Below are 19063 nucleotides of genomic sequence, written 5' to 3'. Positions count from 1 at the left end.
AAAGACTGGGCCTTTTGTTTTTGTGTTTTGCGGCCAGACGCGCCGCCATCTTCCCCGGTGGCGCTGCGCTTACCGGGGCTACCGCTCCTTCCCGGGGTTGCACCGCCTGCGGGAAAATCTCGCTACACCACCTCATCACCTTCATTCAAAGCCATATAAAACCCCGTCGTTGTAACCACTTCGCCATAATTCACTTTTTCACTGCTCATGTGCTGACGTTAATCGCGAAAACCGGTGTTACGAAAAAAAATGTGAATACAATCACATATAAATAAATAACAATTATATAACATTTAGTTCACTAATTAATTTGTCTGAGTGACGTGTCACGCCCGATGAGACAGATTACGGTCTTTGCTGGAGCAAAATTATAATGACAGAAAGTAGCATTAACGAGCAGGGTTCCCTGGAGCAGGGCGATACCCGGCGCCGTGTATGGGCAATTGTGGGGGCATCTTCAGGGAACCTGGTGGAATGGTTTGATTTTTATGTCTACTCATTTTGCTCACTCTATTTTGCGCACATCTTCTTCCCTTCAGGAAATACCACCACTCAATTGTTACAAACGGCCGGAGTTTTTGCTGCTGGCTTCCTGATGCGCCCCATCGGCGGCTGGCTATTTGGCCGTATTGCTGACCGGCGCGGACGTAAAGCCTCAATGCTTATTTCGGTATGCATGATGTGCTTCGGCTCGCTGGTGATTGCTTGTCTACCGGGATACGCCACTATCGGTACCTGGGCGCCGGCGCTGCTGTTGCTGGCACGTCTGTTCCAGGGCCTGTCCGTTGGCGGGGAATATGGCACCAGCGCGACCTACATGAGTGAAGTCGCAGTAGAAGGAAAGAAAGGATTCTACGCCTCCTTCCAGTACGTTACGTTAATTGGCGGTCAACTGCTGGCGGTACTGGTCGTTGTCGCACTACAGCAAATCCTCAGTGATGAAGATTTGCATGCCTGGGGATGGCGTATTCCTTTTGCGCTGGGCGCAGTACTGGCCATCGTCGCGCTGTGGCTGCGTCGTCAGTTGGATGAAACCTCGAAGCAGGAAACCCGTGCGCTGAAAGAGGCCGGTTCCTTTAAAGGTTTGTGGCGTAATCGCCGGGCTTTTGTCATGGTACTGGGCTTTACTGCCGCCGGTTCGCTGACTTTTTACACCTTCACCACGTATATGCAAAAATATCTGGTGAATACCGCCGGCATGACGGCCAGCACTGCCAGCATGATTATGACGGCGGCGCTTTTCGTGTATATGCTGGTACAACCGCTGTTTGGCGCCTTCTCGGATAAGGTGGGGCGCCGTACTTCAATGCTGTGCTTCGGCGTGCTGGCGACGCTGTTTACCGTGCCAATCTTGAGTGCGCTGCAGAATGTTAGTTCGCCGTATGCCGCATTTGCGCTGGTGATTTGCGCGTTGCTGATCGTCAGCTTCTACACCTCCATCAGCGGGATCCTGAAGGCGGAAATGTTTCCGGCACAGGTTCGCGCGCTGGGCGTGGGCCTGTCCTATGCGGTAGCAAACGCGCTGTTCGGCGGTTCGGCTGAATACGTCGCGCTGTCGCTTAAATCTATAGGAATGGAGAATGCCTTCTACTGGTACGTGACGGTAATGGCGGCGATTGCCTTCCTGGTCTCCCTGATGCTGCATGGTAAAGGGAAGGGGTTGCGTTTGTAACCTTATTGATGCGCCAGTTGCCACACCGTATAGCCGGTGGTGGCGCCGGCGACATCCCAGGCGAAATCCTTCCAGCTCCAGCCGCTCCCTGCCGGGCGGCTGTCCCATAACTCTTTTGATGCCCCCAGACTAACGGAAAACATCAGACCGATGGCGGCGCTGCGATCGCGGCTGTATCCCTGATGCTGCGCATATTCATTGCCGGCGGCGGAGAGCATTGCCGACGCGAGAAAGTGTTGGGCCTTGTCCTGACCGCTCCAGGCATCATTGGCCATATGGCTGCAGCCGCTGAGTAGTAAAGGGGCAATAATGATGAAGTAGCGCATAATTCTTCCTGAAAAAAAGCCCCGGATTACGGGGCGTTGATCTTAGAGAATGCGGCTGATGAGGCGGTCGATGCGGATGCGCCGCAGACGGCGGATGAGCTTTTTCACCTTCACCGGATAGTCGGCGATGCTTTGTAGATCGCGATAGTGCTTCACTACCGTCGTATGTGTACGGATGAGCTGAAGCTCCTTTTCCCGCATTTCGCGCAGTTGATGCTTAGGATCGTGGATCAGTACGGCATTTTCTAAATCCAGCCGCCAGGCGCGCGGATTGAGGTTGTTGCCAGTCAGCAGCATCCATTCGTTATCAACCCACATGCCTTTCAGGTGGTAGCTATTATCGTCATCTTTCCATAAACGTACGATGAGCTGATCGGTATTCACATAATACTGCAGACGGCTCAGGAAGCGACGCAGGTTAATTTCGTACAAATAAGGTAAAGCGCCGATGATTTTAAACGGCTGATCTTCCGGGATATAGAAGTCGTTCGCGGTCTTGTCGCCGACGATGATTTCCACTTTTTTTCCGCTGCGTAGCAGAGAAATAATATTTCTGACCAGTACGGCGGGCAGGTTGAAATACGGGGTGCAGATGGTCAGCTTATGTTCCGCACACGGCATCAGGTGGAAGATAGTCTTGTTGAGCAGGCTCGATTTACCGAGCCCAACCAGCGGCGTGACTGACAGTTGATCTTCATCGGCATTGCCGGTGAAGTGATAGCCGCTTTCGCGCAGATCCTGGCGATACTGGCGAATATCATTTTTGATTTCCGGGCTTTTTGGTCGATCCGGGCGATCGAGTCGATTCACGCCGCGACCCTGTACCAGATTCTGCTCGACCCAGTCGAACATCACGTCGGCCATCTTGCCGTTGCGGATGCACTGATAGCGATCGTAGCGATATTTATCATGCTGATGCAGGTACACATCGTTCAGGCTGGCGCCGCTATAAATAACGCTGTCATCGATGATGAAGCCTTTAAAATGAAGCACGCCGAGCGCTTCCCGGGTATTGACCGGGACGCCATACACCGGGATATCAATCCCTGGGTTTTCCTGGGCCATGCGACAGTACCAATCGGCATTGGTATTGGAGGCTGCCGCGCCGATACGGCCACGCTGGGCGCGATGCCAGTCAACCAGCACGCGCACATCCAGTTCTGGACGCTGGCGTTTAGCGTCATACAGGGCTTGCAGTATTCCTTTTCCGCCATCATCTTGCTCAAGATAGAGCGCAATAATGCAAATACGCTGGGTGGCGTGGGCTATCTTTGCCAGTAGCGCCTGGCGGAAATCAGCCGGCGCGTAAAAGAACTCGATATCATCAACTGACTGAGAGAGCTTAGGGAGTTGGGCAAGGTGTTGTTGATGTTTATTACGCTTAAATTTTGACAACATCACAGTGCGTTTCTTCTCTGTTTATTGAAGGGTCTTCTGTACCATGCAGATGACGTAAGCGGGCAATAATACCATTACTACCCGCGAATGTGGTCATTAATTGCTGTCGCTTGTCACCGAATGTAACGTATTCAGCGCAAGAGACAGGCTCACTATTCCGTCTTCTAATTGGATATCCACTGCAAAACCAAGCTTTCTGGCAAGGCCTATCATGCCGCGGTTATTTGGCATGGTGATGCCATTTAAGCGCTGTAATCCATGGCTCTGCGTATAGGCGATCAGTTTTTCAAGAAGCTGTCGACCAAGGCCTAAACCTTTCAGGTCAGAACGCACCAGCACGGCAAACTCGGCATCAATATTATCAGGATCGGAAATTGCTCTGGTCACGCCGAGGATCTCGCTTCCTTGCTCCGTGGCGCGAACCGCAACAAAGGCCATTTCACGATCGTAGTCGATCTGCGTCATATTGGCTAAGTCGTCATGGGTGAATTCGTTGATCTCGCTGAAGTAGCGGTAATAGAGATCTTCTTTGGTGACCCGCTCAATAAAGGCCAATAATAGTGGTTCATCCTCAGGCAGGATCGGCCGGAACAGGCAGCGCTCGCCGTTTTTCATTGCCACCCATTCCTCAAGTTGCTGCGGATAGGGTCTGACCGCCAGTCGGCTTTCGCTGTCGCCGCTAAATGGCGCCAGGCTGAGAGTAACGTCGAGGGCGGTAAACTCGTTGCCGGAAGCAAGCAAGGGGTGAATATCCAGCCGCTGGATCTCGGGGCAATCGACAATCAGGTTAGAGACCTGCACCAGCAGTTGGCTGAGGCCGGGAATATCCAGCGGGCGTAGCGCGCTGCGTCCGCGGATCTTTTTACTCTTGATGGCCTGGATCACCAGATAACGCGCCAGGTTCATATTCAGCGGCGGCAGGGCGACCGCGGCCTGATTTTCCGCACGCCATTCGACGCCGCCCTCGCCAAGCATAATCAGCGGGCCGAAAAGCGGGTCATGCTCGACGACGACCCGGAGCTCCTGCGCCCCGGCGCGGTTGGCCATACTCTGTACCAACAGGCCATGAATGCGCGCCTGCGGCCAGGCCATTTTTACCCGGTCGATAATCGCGTCCGCCGCCTGCTGGACTTCAGCTGGGGTACGTAAATAGAGCATGACGCCCTGAACTTCCGATTTATGCGGAATATCCGGCGAACGTAGCTTCAACGCCACCGGGTAGCCAATCTGCTCGGCGATATGTACCGCTTCGGCGCTGTCGGCGGCAATCCAGGTGGGAAGAGTATGGATGCCGTAGGCGCGCAGCAGCGGGCTGACCTCATGGGTGTCCAGCGAGGTCGCGCCTTCGCTCAGCGCGCGCTGCAACAGCGTGTGGGCCTCTGCGGTATTGGCGGTCAAGGTATCGGACAATACCGGCGTTTCCCGTAGCTGTTTCTGGTTGCGCCGGTACTCGACCATATGCATAAAGGCGGTAATAGTGCCTTCCGGTGTGCGATAGGTTGGGATACCGGCCTCGCTAAACAACCGTCGCGCCTCCTGGGAAGAGTACTCCCCGCACCAGTTCGTCAGCACCGTGACGTATTTCCCGCGTGGATGACGCTTAAGGGCATCAATCAACGCCAGCGCGCTTTCGGTGCCCGGCGCCGCGGCGCTGGGGGAGTGGATCACCAGCAGCGCATCATAATCCTGGCTGTCCAGCAACACATTCAGCGCCTTGAGATAGTGCTCGCTGCTGGCGTCATCGCGCAGATCCAGAGGATTAGCAACCTCGACGCCCGTCGGTAACGCCTGCCTGAGCTGGTCGTAGGTGGCTTCACTGAGATTGGCGAGTTTGCCGTTACGCAGCCACAGTTCGTCCAACGCCAGCGCCGCCGGCGCGGCGCCATTACTGATAATCATCAGCTTTTCGCCGCGCAAAGGGCGCATATGGCTCAGGGTTTCAACGGCGGAAAAGAGCTCGTGGGTGTCCTGCACGCGCAGCAGCCCCGCCCGCTGAATAGCGGCATCCCAGGCGGGATCCATCCCTGAGTTGACATGCAGTAATTTCTGCGCCGCCGGGCTGCGGCCGCTTTTGATGACCAGAATGGGTTTATTACGCGATGCGCTACGGGCAGCGGAGACAAAACGCCGGGCATCGCTGAGATGCTCCAGATAGAGCAAAATAGCGCTGGTCTTGCTATCGCGGGCGAGAAAATCGAGCAGGTCGTCGACGTCGATATCAAGACTATCGCCAAGCGCAATAAAGTACGAGAAGCCCATTTCACGCTGCTGCGCCCAGTCCAGAATGGTGTTAGAGACGGCGGCGGATTGCGAGATAAACGCCAGCTTGCCGCGCTGGATAGGGACCGGCGAAAAGCTGGCGTTCAGGCCCTGCCACGGCGCCAGCAGTCCCAGGCTGTTGGGACCGAGCAGACGCATTTGATAACGGGCGGCGCACTCGAGCAGCGCCGGGTACTGGTCTGGCTGTGAAGAGAGGATAATGCAGGTTTTACACCCTTTCCGCCCTAAGGCCTCGAGCAACTCGAGATTGCGGCGGGCATTAGTACAGAGCACCGCCAGATCCGGGGTAAAGGGCAGGCTGTCGATAGTCGGCCACGACAGTACGCCAAGCACCGCTTTCCAGGCGGGCGTCACCGGCAGGACCGGGCCATTAAAACCGCCGGCCAACAAATTGCGCATCATTAAATAGCCAGCGCGCTGCGGTTTCATCGATGCACCAATGACGGCGATCGATTTTGGCCGCAGCAGTGCTTCCAGGCCTCGTTGGCTCATTCCGGTCTCCTTTGATCCCCTGTGACCGAATGATTTTAAACGCTTTCAGCCTGTTGTGCTGTGATACTGCCCTTATGCTGCGTTTTTCCCGCCAGATAGCGGCTTCTGAACAGGCTAAAGTGATCGCCAAGCGCGGCCGCCGCCTGCGCGTCGCCGGCTAAGTCCAGCAGGGCGATGGCGACTTCCGCCGTACAGTACTGACCGTCGGCATGGGCTTCGCGCAGGTGATAGGCGGAGATGCGCGACAGGTCGACAGAGATTACCGGCAGCGCATCGAGATACGGGCTTTTGCGAAACATTTTCCGCGCTTCCGTCCAGGTGCCGTCGAGCATAATAAACAGCGGCGGCTTACCCTCCGGCGGAGCGCTCAGTACCTGGCGTTCCGCTCCGGCATAAGAGGCCGGAAAGACGACCATGGGCTGATAATCGGGGTTGGCGACCAGATCGAGCAGCGCCTGCGGCGGCTCGGTACGCGACCACTGAAACGCTTCGGTGTTGGGCAGAATATCGGCGATAAGGCGCCCGGTATTGCTGGGCTTCATCGGCTCGGTGTCGAACATTACCAGGCAAAAGCGGCTGTCGGCCTGCGCCGGTGCCAGCGTTGCGCACAGACACTGTTTTAGGGGGAGCAGGCAGCGCTGGCAGCGGCGGATGCGGTTGCCGCGAGCAAGAAAAGGCCGGGTTGCGCGCGCGAGGCGTTCGGCGCGTAGCCGAAGGACAGCGTTATCAATCATGGGAGTCGCTAATGAAAAACGCTATTGTCGCAGAGGAGAAAACGGGGCACAAGCGGTGCCCCGGTGGGGTTACTGCTGGTTGGCTTCGTTCAGCCAGCTATCGAACGGCGCTTTGGGGACGGCGCCATTCAGCATGTCGACCATTTCACCATTTTTGAACATCATAATGGTTGGAATGCTGCGGATGCGGAAGCGAGCGCTCAGTTCGCGTTCGGCTTCGGTGTTCACTTTCACAAAACGCATTTCGCCGCTGCGCTCTTCAGCCACATCTTCAAAGATCGGCGCAAAGCTACGGCATGGGCCGCACCACGGGGCCCAGAAATCAATAACGACTGGCAGATCGTCCTTTAATAGTTTATCCAGCGTTGCCCCGGTCGCGTTGATGACATCGCCGTCAAAGAGATCGTGGCCGCAGCGTCCGCACTTGGCGCCATCGGCGCTACGGTCTTCGGGGATGCGGTTAAGAGCCTGACAACTGGCACAAACGGTATTCATAACTAACCTCTGGTTATGGGGTTGCAGCGCGGCACGTGGCCGATTTGTTTCTGTAATGTTACATATTATCGATGAGGCGCGAATAAAGGACAATGTCTTTTGTTCGATGGTTACAATAGACCAAGGCTTTTAAATGAAATAATGGCTAAGTGAAGATACATCGGGTAATCTTCGCGCTTCGCGCAGCGCAGGTGGAGAAAATAGATGAGCGACGAACTGAAAAATAAAAGCGGCAAGGTCAAAGTGATGTATGTCCGCAGTGATGATGATTCTGACAAACGTACCCATAACCCGCGTACCGGGAAAGGGGGAGGGCGTCCAGGAAAGTCACGTGTTGACGGCCGCAGCCGCCCTGCGCGCGATGAACGTAACAGCCGCGGCGACGATCGCAAACGCGACGATCGCAAGCGCAATGATTTTAACCGTGACGATGCGTCCCCGTGGCGCACCGTTTCCCGCGCTCCGGGTGATGAGACGCCGGTAAAAGAAGATCACGGCGGCATCAGCGGTAAGAGCTTTATCGATCCGGAAGTGCTGCGCCGTCAGCGCGCGGAAGAGACCCGCGTCTACGGCGAGAACGCCTGTCAGGCGCTGTTCCAGAGCCGTCCGGAAGCCATCGTACGTGCCTGGTTTATCCAGAGCGTCACTCCGCGCTTTAAAGAGGCGCTGCGCTGGATGGCGGCCAACCGTAAGGCCTACCACGTAGTGGACGAAGCCGAACTGGCGAAGGCGTCTGGTACCGAACACCACGGCGGCGTCTGCTTCCTGATCAAAAAACGTCATGGTACTTCCGTGGCCCAGTGGGTGGCGAAAGCAGAAGCCGAAGATTGCGTACTGGCGCTGGAAGATGTTGGCAACCCGCACAACCTCGGCGCGATTATGCGTAGCTGCGCGCACTTTGGCGTGAAAGGCGTGGTAGTACAGGATGCCGGCGTGCTGGAGTCTGGCGCGGCGATCCGTACTGCAGAAGGCGGCGCGGAACATGTTGAGCCGATCACCGGCGACAGCTTTATCGATACCCTGACGCAGTTCCGTCAGGCTGGCTACGCCATCGTCTCGACCTCCAGCCATAACGGTACGCCGCTGTTTAAGGCCGAGCTGCCGAAGAAAATGGTGCTGGTATTAGGCCAGGAGCGCGACGGTCTGTCCGATGCGGCGATCTCCAGCTCTGACCTCAACGTCGCCATCGATGGCACCGGCAACGTCGAAAGCCTTAACGTCTCCGTGGCGACCGGCGTGCTGCTGGCGGAATGGTGGCGTCAGAATAAGGCCTGATAACGGTCTCTGAATGCAAAAAGCCAGCTGATGCTGGCTTTTTTATTATCGTCGCTCACTCGCTTTCAGCGGGCAGCACCGGCATCCAGTCAATGGGCGCCTCGCCGCGTTCGGCCAGCCACTGGTTGGTTTGCACAAAGTGGTTGCAGCCGAAGAAACCGCGGTGCGCCGACAGCGGCGACGGGTGCGGCGCTTTCAGGACGCAATGGCGCTGGCGATCGATAATGGCGCCTTTTTTCTGCGCGTGCGCCCCCCACAGCAGAAATACCACTCCTTCACAATGCTGGTTAATCAGCGCTATCACTTTATCGGTAAAGGTTTCCCAGCCGAGACTGGCGTGTGAATGCGCCTGACCGGCGCGCACCGTTAACACGGTATTAAGCAGGAGCACGCCCTGGCGCGCCCAGCTCTCCAGATAACCATGCGCCGGGCGCTGAAAGCCGGGGATGGTGCCTTCCAGCTCTTTATACATGTTCAGCAGCGACGGCGGTATCTGCACTCCCGGTAAAACAGAAAAGGCCAGACCGTGCGCCTGTCCCGGGCCGTGATAGGGATCCTGACCTAAGATGACCACTTTGACCTCGCCCAGTTCGGTATAGCGAAAGGCGTTAAAGACGTCTTTCTGCGGCGGATAGATAGTCATGCCGGACTGGCGCTCTTCGGCGACGGTCTTGAGGGTGTTGAGAAAATAGGGCTGCTGCTTCTCTTCCGCCAGCACGTCGTGCCAGGTTAATGGGGTGGTCATCTCGCTCTCCTGCAAAGTGTCATGCCCATAGCTTAACTGCTTCTTTCTGCATAACAAAATCGCGACGTCATTCCTGACTGGTTGCGTATAAAAAAAATTGAAAATTTACAAAATTTTTTATGGCACCTACTGGCGTAACTTGATGTAAAACAATACTATCCTCATATACCCACTTTGAGTGAGTGGTTTTTATTGATTTAAGTCAATGAATGCCGGGTGTGTGGCTGATATATATACACTCATACAACAATGGTTTTACCAATTGGCCGCAAAGAGGCCAAAATCGAATAAACACTGCCTGGGAGGCATCAAATGATTACTGGTATCCAAATTACTAAAGCGGCAAACGACGACCTGCTGAACTCTTTCTGGCTGCTGGATAGCGAAAAAGGCGAAGCGCGCTGCCTGTGTGCCAAAGGTGGTTTTGCGGAAGATGATGTAGTTGCGGTGAGCAAACTGGGTGAAATCGAATACCGTGAAATCCCGGTAGACGTGAAACCGGAAGTCCGCGTGGAAGGCGGTCAGCACCTGAACGTGAACGTGCTGCGTCGCGAAACTCTGCTGGATGCCGTTGAGCACCCGGAAAAATACCCGCAGCTGACCATTCGTGTTTCCGGCTACGCGGTGCGTTTTAACTCTCTGACTCCGGAACAGCAGCGCGACGTTATCGCTCGTACCTTTACCGAAAGCCTGTAAGGCTGAAGCCAGATGTGAAAACGCCGGGATATCCCGGCGTTTTTTTACTCTTCGTTGGACGTTGACGGCGTCACGGCAGAGCTTGGCTTACGGCGCTTACCGATGTTTTTGGTATCGCGGTGGCGTTTCTTCACCCGCGGCTTCTCTTTTTCTTTCTCTTTTTTCTCGGCGCGTTTCGCCAGCACTTTCTTCGATGGTTTACCGGTTAACTTCTCGCTCGGCGCGCGGGTTTTCGGGCGCAATTCATCAATCACGCGAGCTTTCAGCGGTTCTTCAACGTAGCGGCCGATTTTGCCCAGCAGCAGGTGATCGTGCGCTTCAACCAGCGAAATAGCGGTGCCTTTCTTACCTGCACGGCCGGTACGGCCAATACGGTGCAGATAGATATCGGCTGTGCGCGGCATATCGAAGTTAAACACGTGGCTGACATCCGGAATATCAATACCGCGCGCGGCGACGTCGGTGGCAATCAGCACGTTCACGCGACCATCGGTCAGGCGTTTAATCGCTTCGTTACGTTTGATTTGCACCATTTCGCCTTCCAGCCAGCAGGTGGTGATGCCTGCTTCGTGCAGCTTAGCGGCCAGCTCGTGAACGCGCTCGCGTTTACGCACGAAGACGATAGAGCGGGTTGCTTCCGGTTGTTTCAGCAGATTAACCAGCAGCGCGGTTTTATGATCGATATCATCGGCGCGATAGTACCACTGGTGAATTTTTTTACGTTCGCGGGTCGACGGATTTGCAGAAACTTCAACCGGCTCTTCCAGCAGGCGTTCGGCAAAGTCTTTAATCGCATCGCCTTCCAGCGTGGCGGAAAACAGCATGGTCTGCTTGCGCCAGCGGGTTTCACCGGCGATGGTTTCGATATCCTGGGCAAAGCCCATGTCCAGCATGCGGTCCGCTTCATCAAGGATCAGCGTTTCTACCGCGCGGCAGTCGAAGTTCTCTTCTTTAATATACTGCAGCAGGCGACCGGTGGTGGCGACCACGATATCCTGGTTTTCGCTGAACACTTCCGCGTGGTTCATGTACGCAACGCCGCCGGTAATGGTGGCAATATCCAGATGGGTATGCTTCGCCAGTTCGCGGGCGTGATCGGCAACCTGCATCGCCAGCTCGCGGGTCGGCGTCAGGATAAGGATCCGCGGCGGCCCCGATTTCTTGCGCGGAAAATCAAGCAGATGCTGCAACGCTGGCAGCAAATATGCCGCAGTTTTACCGGTGCCTGTCGGCGCAGAACCGAGAATATCACGGCCATCAAGCGCAGGCGGAATAGCGGCGGCCTGAATGGCTGTCGGGCGTGTGAAACCTTTATCCTGGAGCGCTTCCAGCAGGTTTTCGTCGAGTTCAAGTTCGGAAAAAGTCGTTACAGTCATGTTCTACCTCTGAGTGGGCCGCCGATTATAGACGTTACTGACGTAATGTTCATCTGTTTGTAAGGCTATCTGTTCTCCGGTATTGTGCATAGCCTTAAGCACAGGAGTTTTCGTCAGCAAGGTTTTGAGGATGTCTCAGTCGAAGTTTGCGCTGCCGCGCAATGGTTTTACCTTTAAACAATTTTTTGTCGCCCACGATCGCTGCGCAATGAAAGTCGGTACCGACGGTATTCTGCTGGGCGCCTGGGCGCCGATTGCTCAGGTGAAGCACGTGCTGGATATCGGAACCGGTAGCGGTTTACTGGCATTAATGTTAGCCCAGCGTACCGCGAATTCGGTCCAACTGGATGCGGTGGAGTTGGATGAAGAGACCGCGACGCAGGCGCGGGATAACGTGGCGGCCAGCAACTGGCCTGGACGCATCGCCGTATACCAGGCGCCGATTCAGCAGTGGCAGCCGCAGCCGCCGCGGCGCTATGAGCTCATCGTCAGCAATCCGCCGTTTTTTGCCGAAGGCGTACCTTGCGCGACGTCGCAGCGCGAACAAGCGCGTTATACCACCTCGCTCGATCATACGACGCTGCTCACCTGCGCCGCGGATCTGATTACCGAGGAGGGCTTTTTCTGCGTGGTGCTGCCGGTGGATATTGGTAATGCGTTTGTCGAACGGGCGAAAGCGATGGGGTGGCATTTGCGCTTACGCACCGACGTGGCGGAAACAGAAATGCGCCCGCCGCATCGGGTCCTGCTGGCATTCTCTCCCAGAGCCGGCGAGTGTTTCAGCGATCGGCTGGTGGTTCGTGGGCCAGAGCAGCAGTACTCTGAAGGCTTTACCGCGCTGACCCGCGACTTCTATCTCTTTATGTGAGCAAGCGGCGAGAGCACCGACGGGCCGCTGTTTTCCAGCGTGTCCGGGTAGTCGAGCGTATAGTGCAGGCCGCGGCTCTCCTTACGCTGCATGGCGCAACGCACGATAAGCTCGGCCACCTGCACCAGATTGCGCAGCTCCAGTAAGTTATTGGAGACGCGAAAACGCGCGTAATACTCATCCAGCTCCTGCTGCAGCATAGTAATGCGCCGCAGCGCTCGTTCCAGCCGGCGGGTGGTACGCACAATTCCGACATAGTCCCACATTAGCAGGCGCAGTTCGTGCCAGTTATGTTGAATCACCACCAGTTCATCCGGGATCTCAACCTGGCTTTCATCCCATGGCGGCAGCTGTTCCGCCGCTTGCGCCAGCGGCAGGCGTTTCGCTATGTCCTCGGCTGCCGACCAGCCGTACACCAGACACTCCAACAATGAGTTCGAGGCCATGCGGTTGGCGCCGTGCAGCCCGGTGTAGCTTACCTCACCGATGGCGTACAGACCGTCGACGTCGGTACGTCCGTTATCATCCACCATCACGCCGCCGCAGGTGTAGTGGGCGGCGGGTACGATAGGCACCGGCTCTTTGGTTAAATCAATACCAAGGCCGAGTAGCTTTTCATAAATCATCGGAAAATGCTGGCGAATAAACGCTTCGGGCTTATGGCTAATATCCAGATACATGCAGTCGACGCCGAGGCGCTTCATCTCATGGTCGATGGCGCGGGCGACGATATCGCGCGGGGCCAGTTCGCCGCGTTCGTCGAAGTCCGGCATAAAGCGGCTACCGTCAGGCCGTTTCAACAGCGCGCCTTCGCCGCGCAGGGCTTCCGTTAAGAGGAAGTTTCTCGCCTGTGGATGAAACAGCGCGGTAGGGTGGAACTGGTTAAATTCGAGATTGGCCACACGGCATCCCGCGCGCCAGGCCATGGCGATGCCGTCGCCGGAGGAGACATCAGGATTGGTGGTGTATTGATAAACTTTAGCTGCGCCGCCGGTCGCCAGCACCACGGCTCTTGCGCTGCAGGTTTCTACCTTTTCCTTATTACGGTTCCAGATCCACGCGCCGACTACCCGCCGGGTACCCGGCAGGCCAATCTTATCGGAGATAATCAGGTCAACCGCGTTACTACGTTCCAGAATGGTGATATTCGGATGCGCCAGCGCTTTGCCAACCAGCGTCGTCTCAACCTCTTTGCCGGTGGCATCGGCGGCATGCAGGATCCGCCGATGACTATGGCCGCCTTCGCGGGTCAGGTGGTAGCTCTCTTCACCGTTGGCCTGCACCTGGGTATCAAACAGTACCCCTTGATCGATAAGCCACTGCACGCAGGGTTTGGCGTTGCTGGCGACGAAGGAGACGGCATGACGGTCACAAAGTCCGGCCCCGGCGATGAGCGTATCTTCGACGTGGGATTCGATGCTGTCGGTTTCATCGAAAACGGCGGCAATCCCTCCCTGGGCGTAGAACGTCGAGCCTTCGCTAACCGGGCCTTTGCTCAGAACGGTAACCGAGTGGCGTTCCGCCAGGCGCAGCGCCAGAGACAATCCGGCAGCGCCGCTGCCGATAATCAACACATCACAGGAAAAGTCAGGAGTCGTCTTCATAGCTTCTGTTTAATTTACTAAACACAATAGCCTCACCATAGCACCTGGTGGGGCTAAATCGTACAATTATTTTCGTGAATAGTTGTGCAGGCTAAACAAGGGTGGCAGAAAAGCAAATATGTAAACGAAAGAAAATATTTGCGAGGCAAGCCGTTACCTTCAGATTTTATAGTGAAAAATAAGTTGGGTTACGTTACCCTTCAGGCGGGCCTTGCGCTTTTTCTTCATTAGCTTACCTGGCGTTGAACAACGGGACTTATAATGAGAGATAACAATCAGTCCACCGTTGTCAGACAAAAATCAAAAGCGTAACGGAACTTTATTGTGTTCAGACACTCCAAACGTCTGCTTGCTCATAATGCAGTGCTTGGGTGGTGTTCTGAATACGCATGGGAATTGGGTTTGGGGAGACATTACCTCGGATGAGCGAGCAGTTAACGGATCAGGTCCTCGTTGAACGGGTCCAGAAAGGAGATCAGAAAGCCTTTAACCTACTGGTAGTGCGCTATCAGCACAAGGTTGCAAGCCTGGTCTCCCGCTATGTACCGCCGGGCGATATTGCTGACGTTGTTCAGGAGTCGTTCGTGAAGGCGTGGCGTGCGCTGGATTCTTTCCGGGGGGATAGCGCTTTTTATACCTGGTTGTATCGTATCGCCGTAAACACGGCAAAGAATTATCTGGTTGCTCAGGGACGCCGTCCGCCATCAAGCGATGTTGACGCCAACGAGGCGGAAAACTTCGAAAGCGGCGGGGCATTGAAAGAAATTTCGAACCCTGAGAACTTAATGTTGTCAGAAGAGCTGAGACAAATAGTTTTTCGTACCATTGAATCGCTTCCCGAAGATTTACGCATGGCAATTACGTTGCGGGAGCTGGATGGCCTGAGCTATGAAGAAATAGCCGCCATCATGGATTGTCCGGTTGGCACGGTACGTTCGCGTATCTTCCGGGCACGTGAAGCTATTGATAATAAAGTTCAACCGCTAATCAGGCGTTGACGATAGCGGAATACTGGAAAAGGGTATCAGGCATGCAGAAAGAAAAACTTTCGGCCTTAATGGATGGTGAAACGCTGGATAACGAGCTGCTCAATGAGCTGAGTCGTTCTTCTGAAATGCAAAAAACCTGGGAGAGCTACCATCTCATCCGCGACACGCTGCGAGGCGATACCGCCGAGATGCTCCAATTCGATATCTCAGCTCGCGTGATGGCCGCCATCGAGAACGAACCTGCTCGTCAGGTTGCGCCGCTTATTCCTGAGTCTCAACCTGCTCCACACCAGTGGCGTCAAATGCCTTTCTGGCAGAAAGTACGCCCGTGGGCCAGCTCGCTTACCCAAATGGGTGTGGCAGCGTGCGTTTCTCTGGCTGTGATCGTCGGCGTCCAGCAGTATAACGGACACTCCGATGCCTCCCAGCAGCCGGAAGCGCCAGTCTTCAACACTATGCCGATGATGGGCAAAGCCAGCCCGGTTAGCCTGGGCGTTCCGGCTGATGCCTCCGCCGGCAGCGGTCAGCAGGCGCAGGTTCAGGAGCAACGTCGTCGTATTAATGCTATGCTGCAGGACTATGAATTGCAGCGTCGCCTGCACGCTGAGCAGCTTCAGTTTGGCCAGGCCCAGACTCAGCAAGCCGCTGTTCAGGTGCCAGGTTATCAAACTTTAGGAACGCAATCGCAGTAATGAAGCAACTTTGGTGTGCCATGTCGCTCATGGCGGGCAGCCTGTTCTTCTCCACCAACGCCTCGGCTGATACATCGTCCGGGGCGTTGTTGCAGCAGATGAACCTGGCTAGCCAGTCCCTCAATTACGAGCTGTCTTTTGTCAGTATCAACAAACAGGGCGTTGAGTCGCTGCGCTATCGTCACGTGCGGTTGAACAACCAGCCCCTTGCTCAGTTGCTGCAGCTCGACGGTCCGCGTCGGGAAGTGGTGCTGCGCGGTACTGAAATCAGCTATTTTGAACCCGGTCTCGATCCCTTCACCCTGAACGGCGACTATATCGTCGATTCCTTGCCGTCTCTGGTGTATACCGATTTCAAAAAGCTGGCCTCGTATTATGATTTCATCTCCGTTGGCCGTACGCGTATCGCCGATCGCCTGTGCGATGTGGTGCGCGTAGTAGCCCGCGACGGTACGCGCTACAGCTACATTGCGTGGCTGGATGCCGAGACCAAGCTGCCGCTGCGCGTCGACCTGCTCGACCGCGACGGTGAAACCCTGGAGCAGTTCCGGGTGGTCTCATTCAATATCGGTGATAACGTAAGCTCGAGTATGGAAGCGCTGTCGAAAGCCAGCCTGCCGCCGCAGCTGTCGGTCCCGGAAAGCGGCAATAAAGCCAACTTTAACTGGGCGCCGACCTGGCTGCCGCAGGGCGTGACGGAAGTTTCCAGCAGTCAGCGTCGTTTACCGACCTTCGATGGCCCTGTCGAGTCGCGTCTCTATTCCGATGGTCTGTTCAGCTTCTCCGTCAACGTTAACCGCGCGACGGTAAACAGTAGCGATCAGCTGCTGCGCACCGGCCGCCGTACCGTCAGTACCTCGGTGCGCGATAACGCCGAAATCTCAGTGGTGGGCGAATTACCGCCGCAGACGGCAAAACGTATCTCCGACAGTATTAAGTTCAGGGCCGCGCAATGATCAAAGAGTGGGCGACTGTTGTCTCCTGGCACAACGGCGTGGCGCAGGTTCACTGCGATGTTAAAGCCTCTTGCAGCAGCTGCGCCTCGCGCGCCGGCTGCGGTAGCCGGGTGCTCAATAAACTGGGGCCGCAAACCAGCCATACCATTAGCGTCCCCTGTGAGCAGCCGCTGACGGCCGGGCAAAAAGTGGAGCTGGGCATTGCTGAAAGCAGCCTGCTGGGTTCGGCGCTGTTGGTCTACATGGCGCCGCTGTTTGGGCTGTTTGTGATGGCATCTATTTTTCAGGTGTTGTTTGCCAGCGATATCGCTTCGTTGTGCGGCGCGCTGTTGGGCGGCGTCGGCGGGTTCCTGGTGGCGCGTGGGCTGTCGCCGAAGCTGGCTGCTCGCCAGTCGTGGCAGCCGGTGATTTTAAGCGTTGGTTTACCGCCGGATCTGCTGCGCGTCGATACGCCTTCCTCTGGAATGGGGCAGTGATTTCACTGTCCCTCATCTTTATTTACGCTTCCTGATACAACGCCACAATTCTGCCGTTATGCTGGATCTAACAGCATTTCCTGGTTTCGCGGATGTAGTGTAGAATGCGGCGTTTTCGGATTAAAAAACGTCAGGCACAGAACAGCGGCCTCATGAGACTCGTAAGGCATAATTAACTCTAAATATGAAGAATATACGTAACTTTTCGATCATCGCTCACATCGACCACGGTAAGTCGACGCTGTCTGACCGTATCATCCAGATTTGCGGTGGCCTTTCTGATCGCGAAATGGCGGCCCAGGTTCTGGACTCCATGGACCTTGAACGTGAGCGCGGCATTACCATCAAGGCGCAGAGCGTCACCCTGGACTATAAAGCCAGCGATGGTGAAACTTATCAGCTCAACTTTATCGACACCCCGGGCCACGTTGACTTCTCCTATGAAGTATCGCGCTCCCTGGCGGCGTGCGAAGGCGCGCTGCTGGTGGTTGACGCCGGGCAGGGTGTAGAAGCCCAGACCCTGGCGAACTGCTATACCGCGATGGAAATGGACCTCGAAGTCGTCCCGGTTCTTAACAAGATCGACCTGCCTGCGGCCGACCCTGAGCGCGTAGCGGACGAGATTGAAGATATCGTTGGTATCGACGCTCACGACGCGGTTCGCTGCTCGGCGAAAACCGGTGTCGGCGTGCCGGATGTGCTGGAACGTCTGGTTCGGGATATTCCGCCGCCGGAAGGCGATCCGGACGCGCCGCTGCAGGCGCTGATTATCGACTCCTGGTTCGATAACTATTTAGGCGTCGTGTCGCTGGTGCGTATTAAAAACGGCACCATGCGCAAAGGCGACAAAATTAAGGTGATGAGCACCGGTCAGGTCTATAACGCCGACCGTCTGGGCATCTTCACCCCGAAACAGGTTGACCGTACCGAACTGAAATGCGGCGAGGTGGGTTGGCTGGTTTGCGCTATTAAAGACATCCTCGGCGCGCCGGTGGGCGATACCCTGACCGCGGCGCGTAATCCAGCGGATAAGGCGCTGCCGGGCTTCAAAAAAGTGAAGCCGCAGGTCTACGCCGGTCTGTTCCCGGTGAGCTCTGATGACTATGAGAACTTCCGCGATGCGCTGGGTAAACTGAGTCTGAACGATGCATCCTTGTTCTATGAGCCGGAAAGCTCTACGGCGCTGGGCTTCGGCTTCCGCTGCGGCTTCCTCGGCCTGCTGCACATGGAAATCATTCAGGAGCGTCTGGAGCGTGAATACGATCTTGACCTGATTACCACCGCGCCGACGGTAGTCTATGAAGTAGAAACCACCTCTAAAGAGGTTATCTACGTCGATAGTCCGTCGAAGCTGCCGCCGCTGAATAATATTCAGGAACTGCGTGAGCCGATCGCCGAATGTCACATGCTGCTGCCGCAGGAGTTCCTCGGCAACGTGATCACCTTGTGTATCGAGAAACGCGGTGTGCAAACCAACATGGTTTACCATGGCAAACAGGTTGCGCTGACCTATGAAATCCCGATGGCGGAAGTGGTCCTCGACTTCTTCGATCGTCTGAAGTCCACCTCCCGCGGCTATGCGTCGCTGGATTATAACTTCAAGCGTTTCCAGGCCTCTAACATGGTGCGCGTTGACGTGCTGATCAACGGCGAGCGCGTCGATGCGCTGGCGCTCATCACGCACAACGACAACGCGCCGTATCGTGGCCGCGAGCTGGTCGAGAAGATGAAAGATCTGATCCCGCGTCAGCAGTTCGATATCGCGATTCAGGCGGCTATTGGTAACCACATTATCGCGCGCTCTACCGTGAAACAGCTGCGTAAAAACGTCCTGGCGAAATGCTACGGCGGCGACGTCAGCCGTAAGAAAAAGCTGCTGCAGAAGCAGAAAGAAGGTAAAAAGCGTATGAAACAGGTTGGTAACGTTGAACTGCCGCAGGAAGCGTTCCTCGCCATTCTGCACGTTGGTAAAGACGGCAAATAATCTAA

At 55.7% G+C, this 19063-nt stretch carries 18 protein-coding genes; 10 read left to right on the top strand and 8 right to left on the bottom strand.

Annotated elements, in window-relative coordinates; translation table 11 throughout:
* Positions 1 to 275: hypothetical protein (locus ABLV07_RS17795; RefSeq protein WP_348853622.1), on the top strand; the 275-nt coding region annotated here is incomplete at its 5' end.
* 98 nt (positions 276 to 373) lie between these two features.
* Positions 374 to 1672 carry an MFS transporter gene (locus ABLV07_RS17790; RefSeq protein WP_015370272.1) on the top strand — a complete coding sequence of 433 codons (1299 nt, stop codon included), beginning with the start codon at positions 374 to 376 and terminating at the stop codon, positions 1670 to 1672.
* 2 nt (positions 1673 to 1674) lie between these two features.
* Here the strand turns inward: ABLV07_RS17790 and ABLV07_RS17785 are convergent, their stop codons facing one another.
* The 5 genes from ABLV07_RS17785 to trxC all read right to left on the bottom strand — a co-directional run bounded on the left by ABLV07_RS17785 (position 1675) and on the right by trxC (position 7397).
* The gene (locus ABLV07_RS17785) at positions 1675 to 1998 is read right to left on the bottom strand and encodes a YfiM family lipoprotein (protein WP_015370273.1); all 324 of its coding nucleotides are present in this window, start codon (positions 1996 to 1998) and stop codon (positions 1675 to 1677) included.
* Positions 1999 to 2040: 42 nt separating this feature from the next.
* On the bottom strand, positions 2041 to 3396 hold the full coding sequence (gene pssA / locus ABLV07_RS17780; RefSeq protein ID WP_015370274.1) for a CDP-diacylglycerol--serine O-phosphatidyltransferase: 1356 nt from the start codon (positions 3394 to 3396) through the stop codon (positions 2041 to 2043).
* Between the two features lie 96 nt (positions 3397 to 3492).
* The gene (pat, locus tag ABLV07_RS17775) at positions 3493 to 6168 is read right to left on the bottom strand and encodes a protein lysine acetyltransferase (protein WP_348853623.1); all 2676 of its coding nucleotides are present in this window, start codon (positions 6166 to 6168) and stop codon (positions 3493 to 3495) included.
* A 35-nt stretch (positions 6169 to 6203) separates the two neighbouring features.
* The gene (tapT, locus tag ABLV07_RS17770; RefSeq protein ID WP_015703189.1) at positions 6204 to 6902 is read right to left on the bottom strand and encodes a tRNA-uridine aminocarboxypropyltransferase; all 699 of its coding nucleotides are present in this window, start codon (positions 6900 to 6902) and stop codon (positions 6204 to 6206) included.
* 69 nt (positions 6903 to 6971) lie between these two features.
* The gene (gene trxC, locus ABLV07_RS17765) at positions 6972 to 7397 is read right to left on the bottom strand and encodes a thioredoxin TrxC (protein ID WP_015370277.1); all 426 of its coding nucleotides are present in this window, start codon (positions 7395 to 7397) and stop codon (positions 6972 to 6974) included.
* A 204-nt stretch (positions 7398 to 7601) separates the two neighbouring features.
* Here trxC and ABLV07_RS17760 point away from each other — a divergent pair, with 204 nt between their 5' ends.
* Entirely contained in the window at positions 7602 to 8672 is a 1071-nt protein-coding gene (locus ABLV07_RS17760) for a tRNA/rRNA methyltransferase (RefSeq protein WP_015703188.1), read from the top strand.
* Between the two features lie 55 nt (positions 8673 to 8727).
* Here ABLV07_RS17760 and ung read toward each other — a convergent pair whose 3' ends face one another.
* Entirely contained in the window at positions 8728 to 9417 is a 690-nt protein-coding gene (gene ung / locus ABLV07_RS17755; RefSeq protein ID WP_020078167.1) for a uracil-DNA glycosylase, read from the bottom strand.
* A 312-nt stretch (positions 9418 to 9729) separates the two neighbouring features.
* Here ung and grcA point away from each other — a divergent pair, with 312 nt between their 5' ends.
* Positions 9730 to 10113, top strand: coding sequence for an autonomous glycyl radical cofactor GrcA (gene grcA, locus ABLV07_RS17750; protein WP_002914084.1), 384 nt, complete (start codon positions 9730 to 9732; stop codon positions 10111 to 10113).
* 44 nt (positions 10114 to 10157) lie between these two features.
* On the opposite strand, the gene srmB is transcribed toward grcA, so the two are convergent.
* Complete coding sequence (gene srmB, locus ABLV07_RS17745) at positions 10158 to 11489, bottom strand: ATP-dependent RNA helicase SrmB (RefSeq protein ID WP_015370281.1); 1332 nt, start codon at positions 11487 to 11489, stop codon at positions 10158 to 10160.
* A 130-nt stretch (positions 11490 to 11619) separates the two neighbouring features.
* Here srmB and ABLV07_RS17740 point away from each other — a divergent pair, with 130 nt between their 5' ends.
* Positions 11620 to 12357, top strand: a complete 738-nt coding sequence (locus ABLV07_RS17740; RefSeq protein ID WP_348853624.1) for a tRNA1(Val) (adenine(37)-N6)-methyltransferase — start codon at positions 11620 to 11622, stop codon at positions 12355 to 12357.
* On the opposite strand, the gene nadB is transcribed toward ABLV07_RS17740, so the two are convergent.
* Positions 12342 to 13961 (bottom strand): L-aspartate oxidase, encoded by a 1620-nt coding sequence (gene nadB / locus ABLV07_RS17735; RefSeq protein ID WP_015703185.1) that lies wholly within the window; start codon positions 13959 to 13961, stop codon positions 12342 to 12344. The genes ABLV07_RS17740 and nadB overlap by 16 nt on opposite strands.
* 422 nt (positions 13962 to 14383) lie before the next feature.
* Between nadB and rpoE the strand changes: the two genes are divergently transcribed.
* From rpoE to lepA, 5 genes are all read left to right on the top strand, one after another.
* Positions 14384 to 14959, top strand: a complete 576-nt coding sequence (rpoE, locus tag ABLV07_RS17730; protein ID WP_002914074.1) for an RNA polymerase sigma factor RpoE — start codon at positions 14384 to 14386, stop codon at positions 14957 to 14959.
* Between the two features lie 32 nt (positions 14960 to 14991).
* On the top strand, positions 14992 to 15642 hold the full coding sequence (gene rseA, locus ABLV07_RS17725) for an anti-sigma-E factor RseA (RefSeq protein WP_015370285.1): 651 nt from the start codon (positions 14992 to 14994) through the stop codon (positions 15640 to 15642).
* Positions 15642 to 16598 (top strand): sigma-E factor regulatory protein RseB, encoded by a 957-nt coding sequence (rseB, locus tag ABLV07_RS17720; protein ID WP_020078169.1) that lies wholly within the window; start codon positions 15642 to 15644, stop codon positions 16596 to 16598. The genes rseA and rseB overlap by 1 nt, the downstream gene beginning before the upstream one ends.
* Positions 16595 to 17074 (top strand): SoxR-reducing system protein RseC, encoded by a 480-nt coding sequence (gene rseC, locus ABLV07_RS17715; protein ID WP_015370287.1) that lies wholly within the window; start codon positions 16595 to 16597, stop codon positions 17072 to 17074. Before rseB ends, rseC begins: the two co-directional genes overlap by 4 nt.
* A gap of 184 nt (positions 17075 to 17258) precedes the next feature.
* Positions 17259 to 19058 (top strand): translation elongation factor 4, encoded by a 1800-nt coding sequence (lepA, locus tag ABLV07_RS17710; RefSeq protein ID WP_015370288.1) that lies wholly within the window; start codon positions 17259 to 17261, stop codon positions 19056 to 19058.
* Positions 19059 to 19063 lie beyond the last annotated feature (5 nt).

It is taken from the genome of Klebsiella sp. CN_Kp097 (assembly GCF_040064495.1).
Taxonomy (GTDB): Bacteria; Pseudomonadota; Gammaproteobacteria; order Enterobacterales; family Enterobacteriaceae; genus Klebsiella; species Klebsiella aerogenes.
The sequence above is the reverse complement of the archived record's forward strand: the minus strand, read 5'-3'. Positions and strand labels throughout refer to the sequence as shown.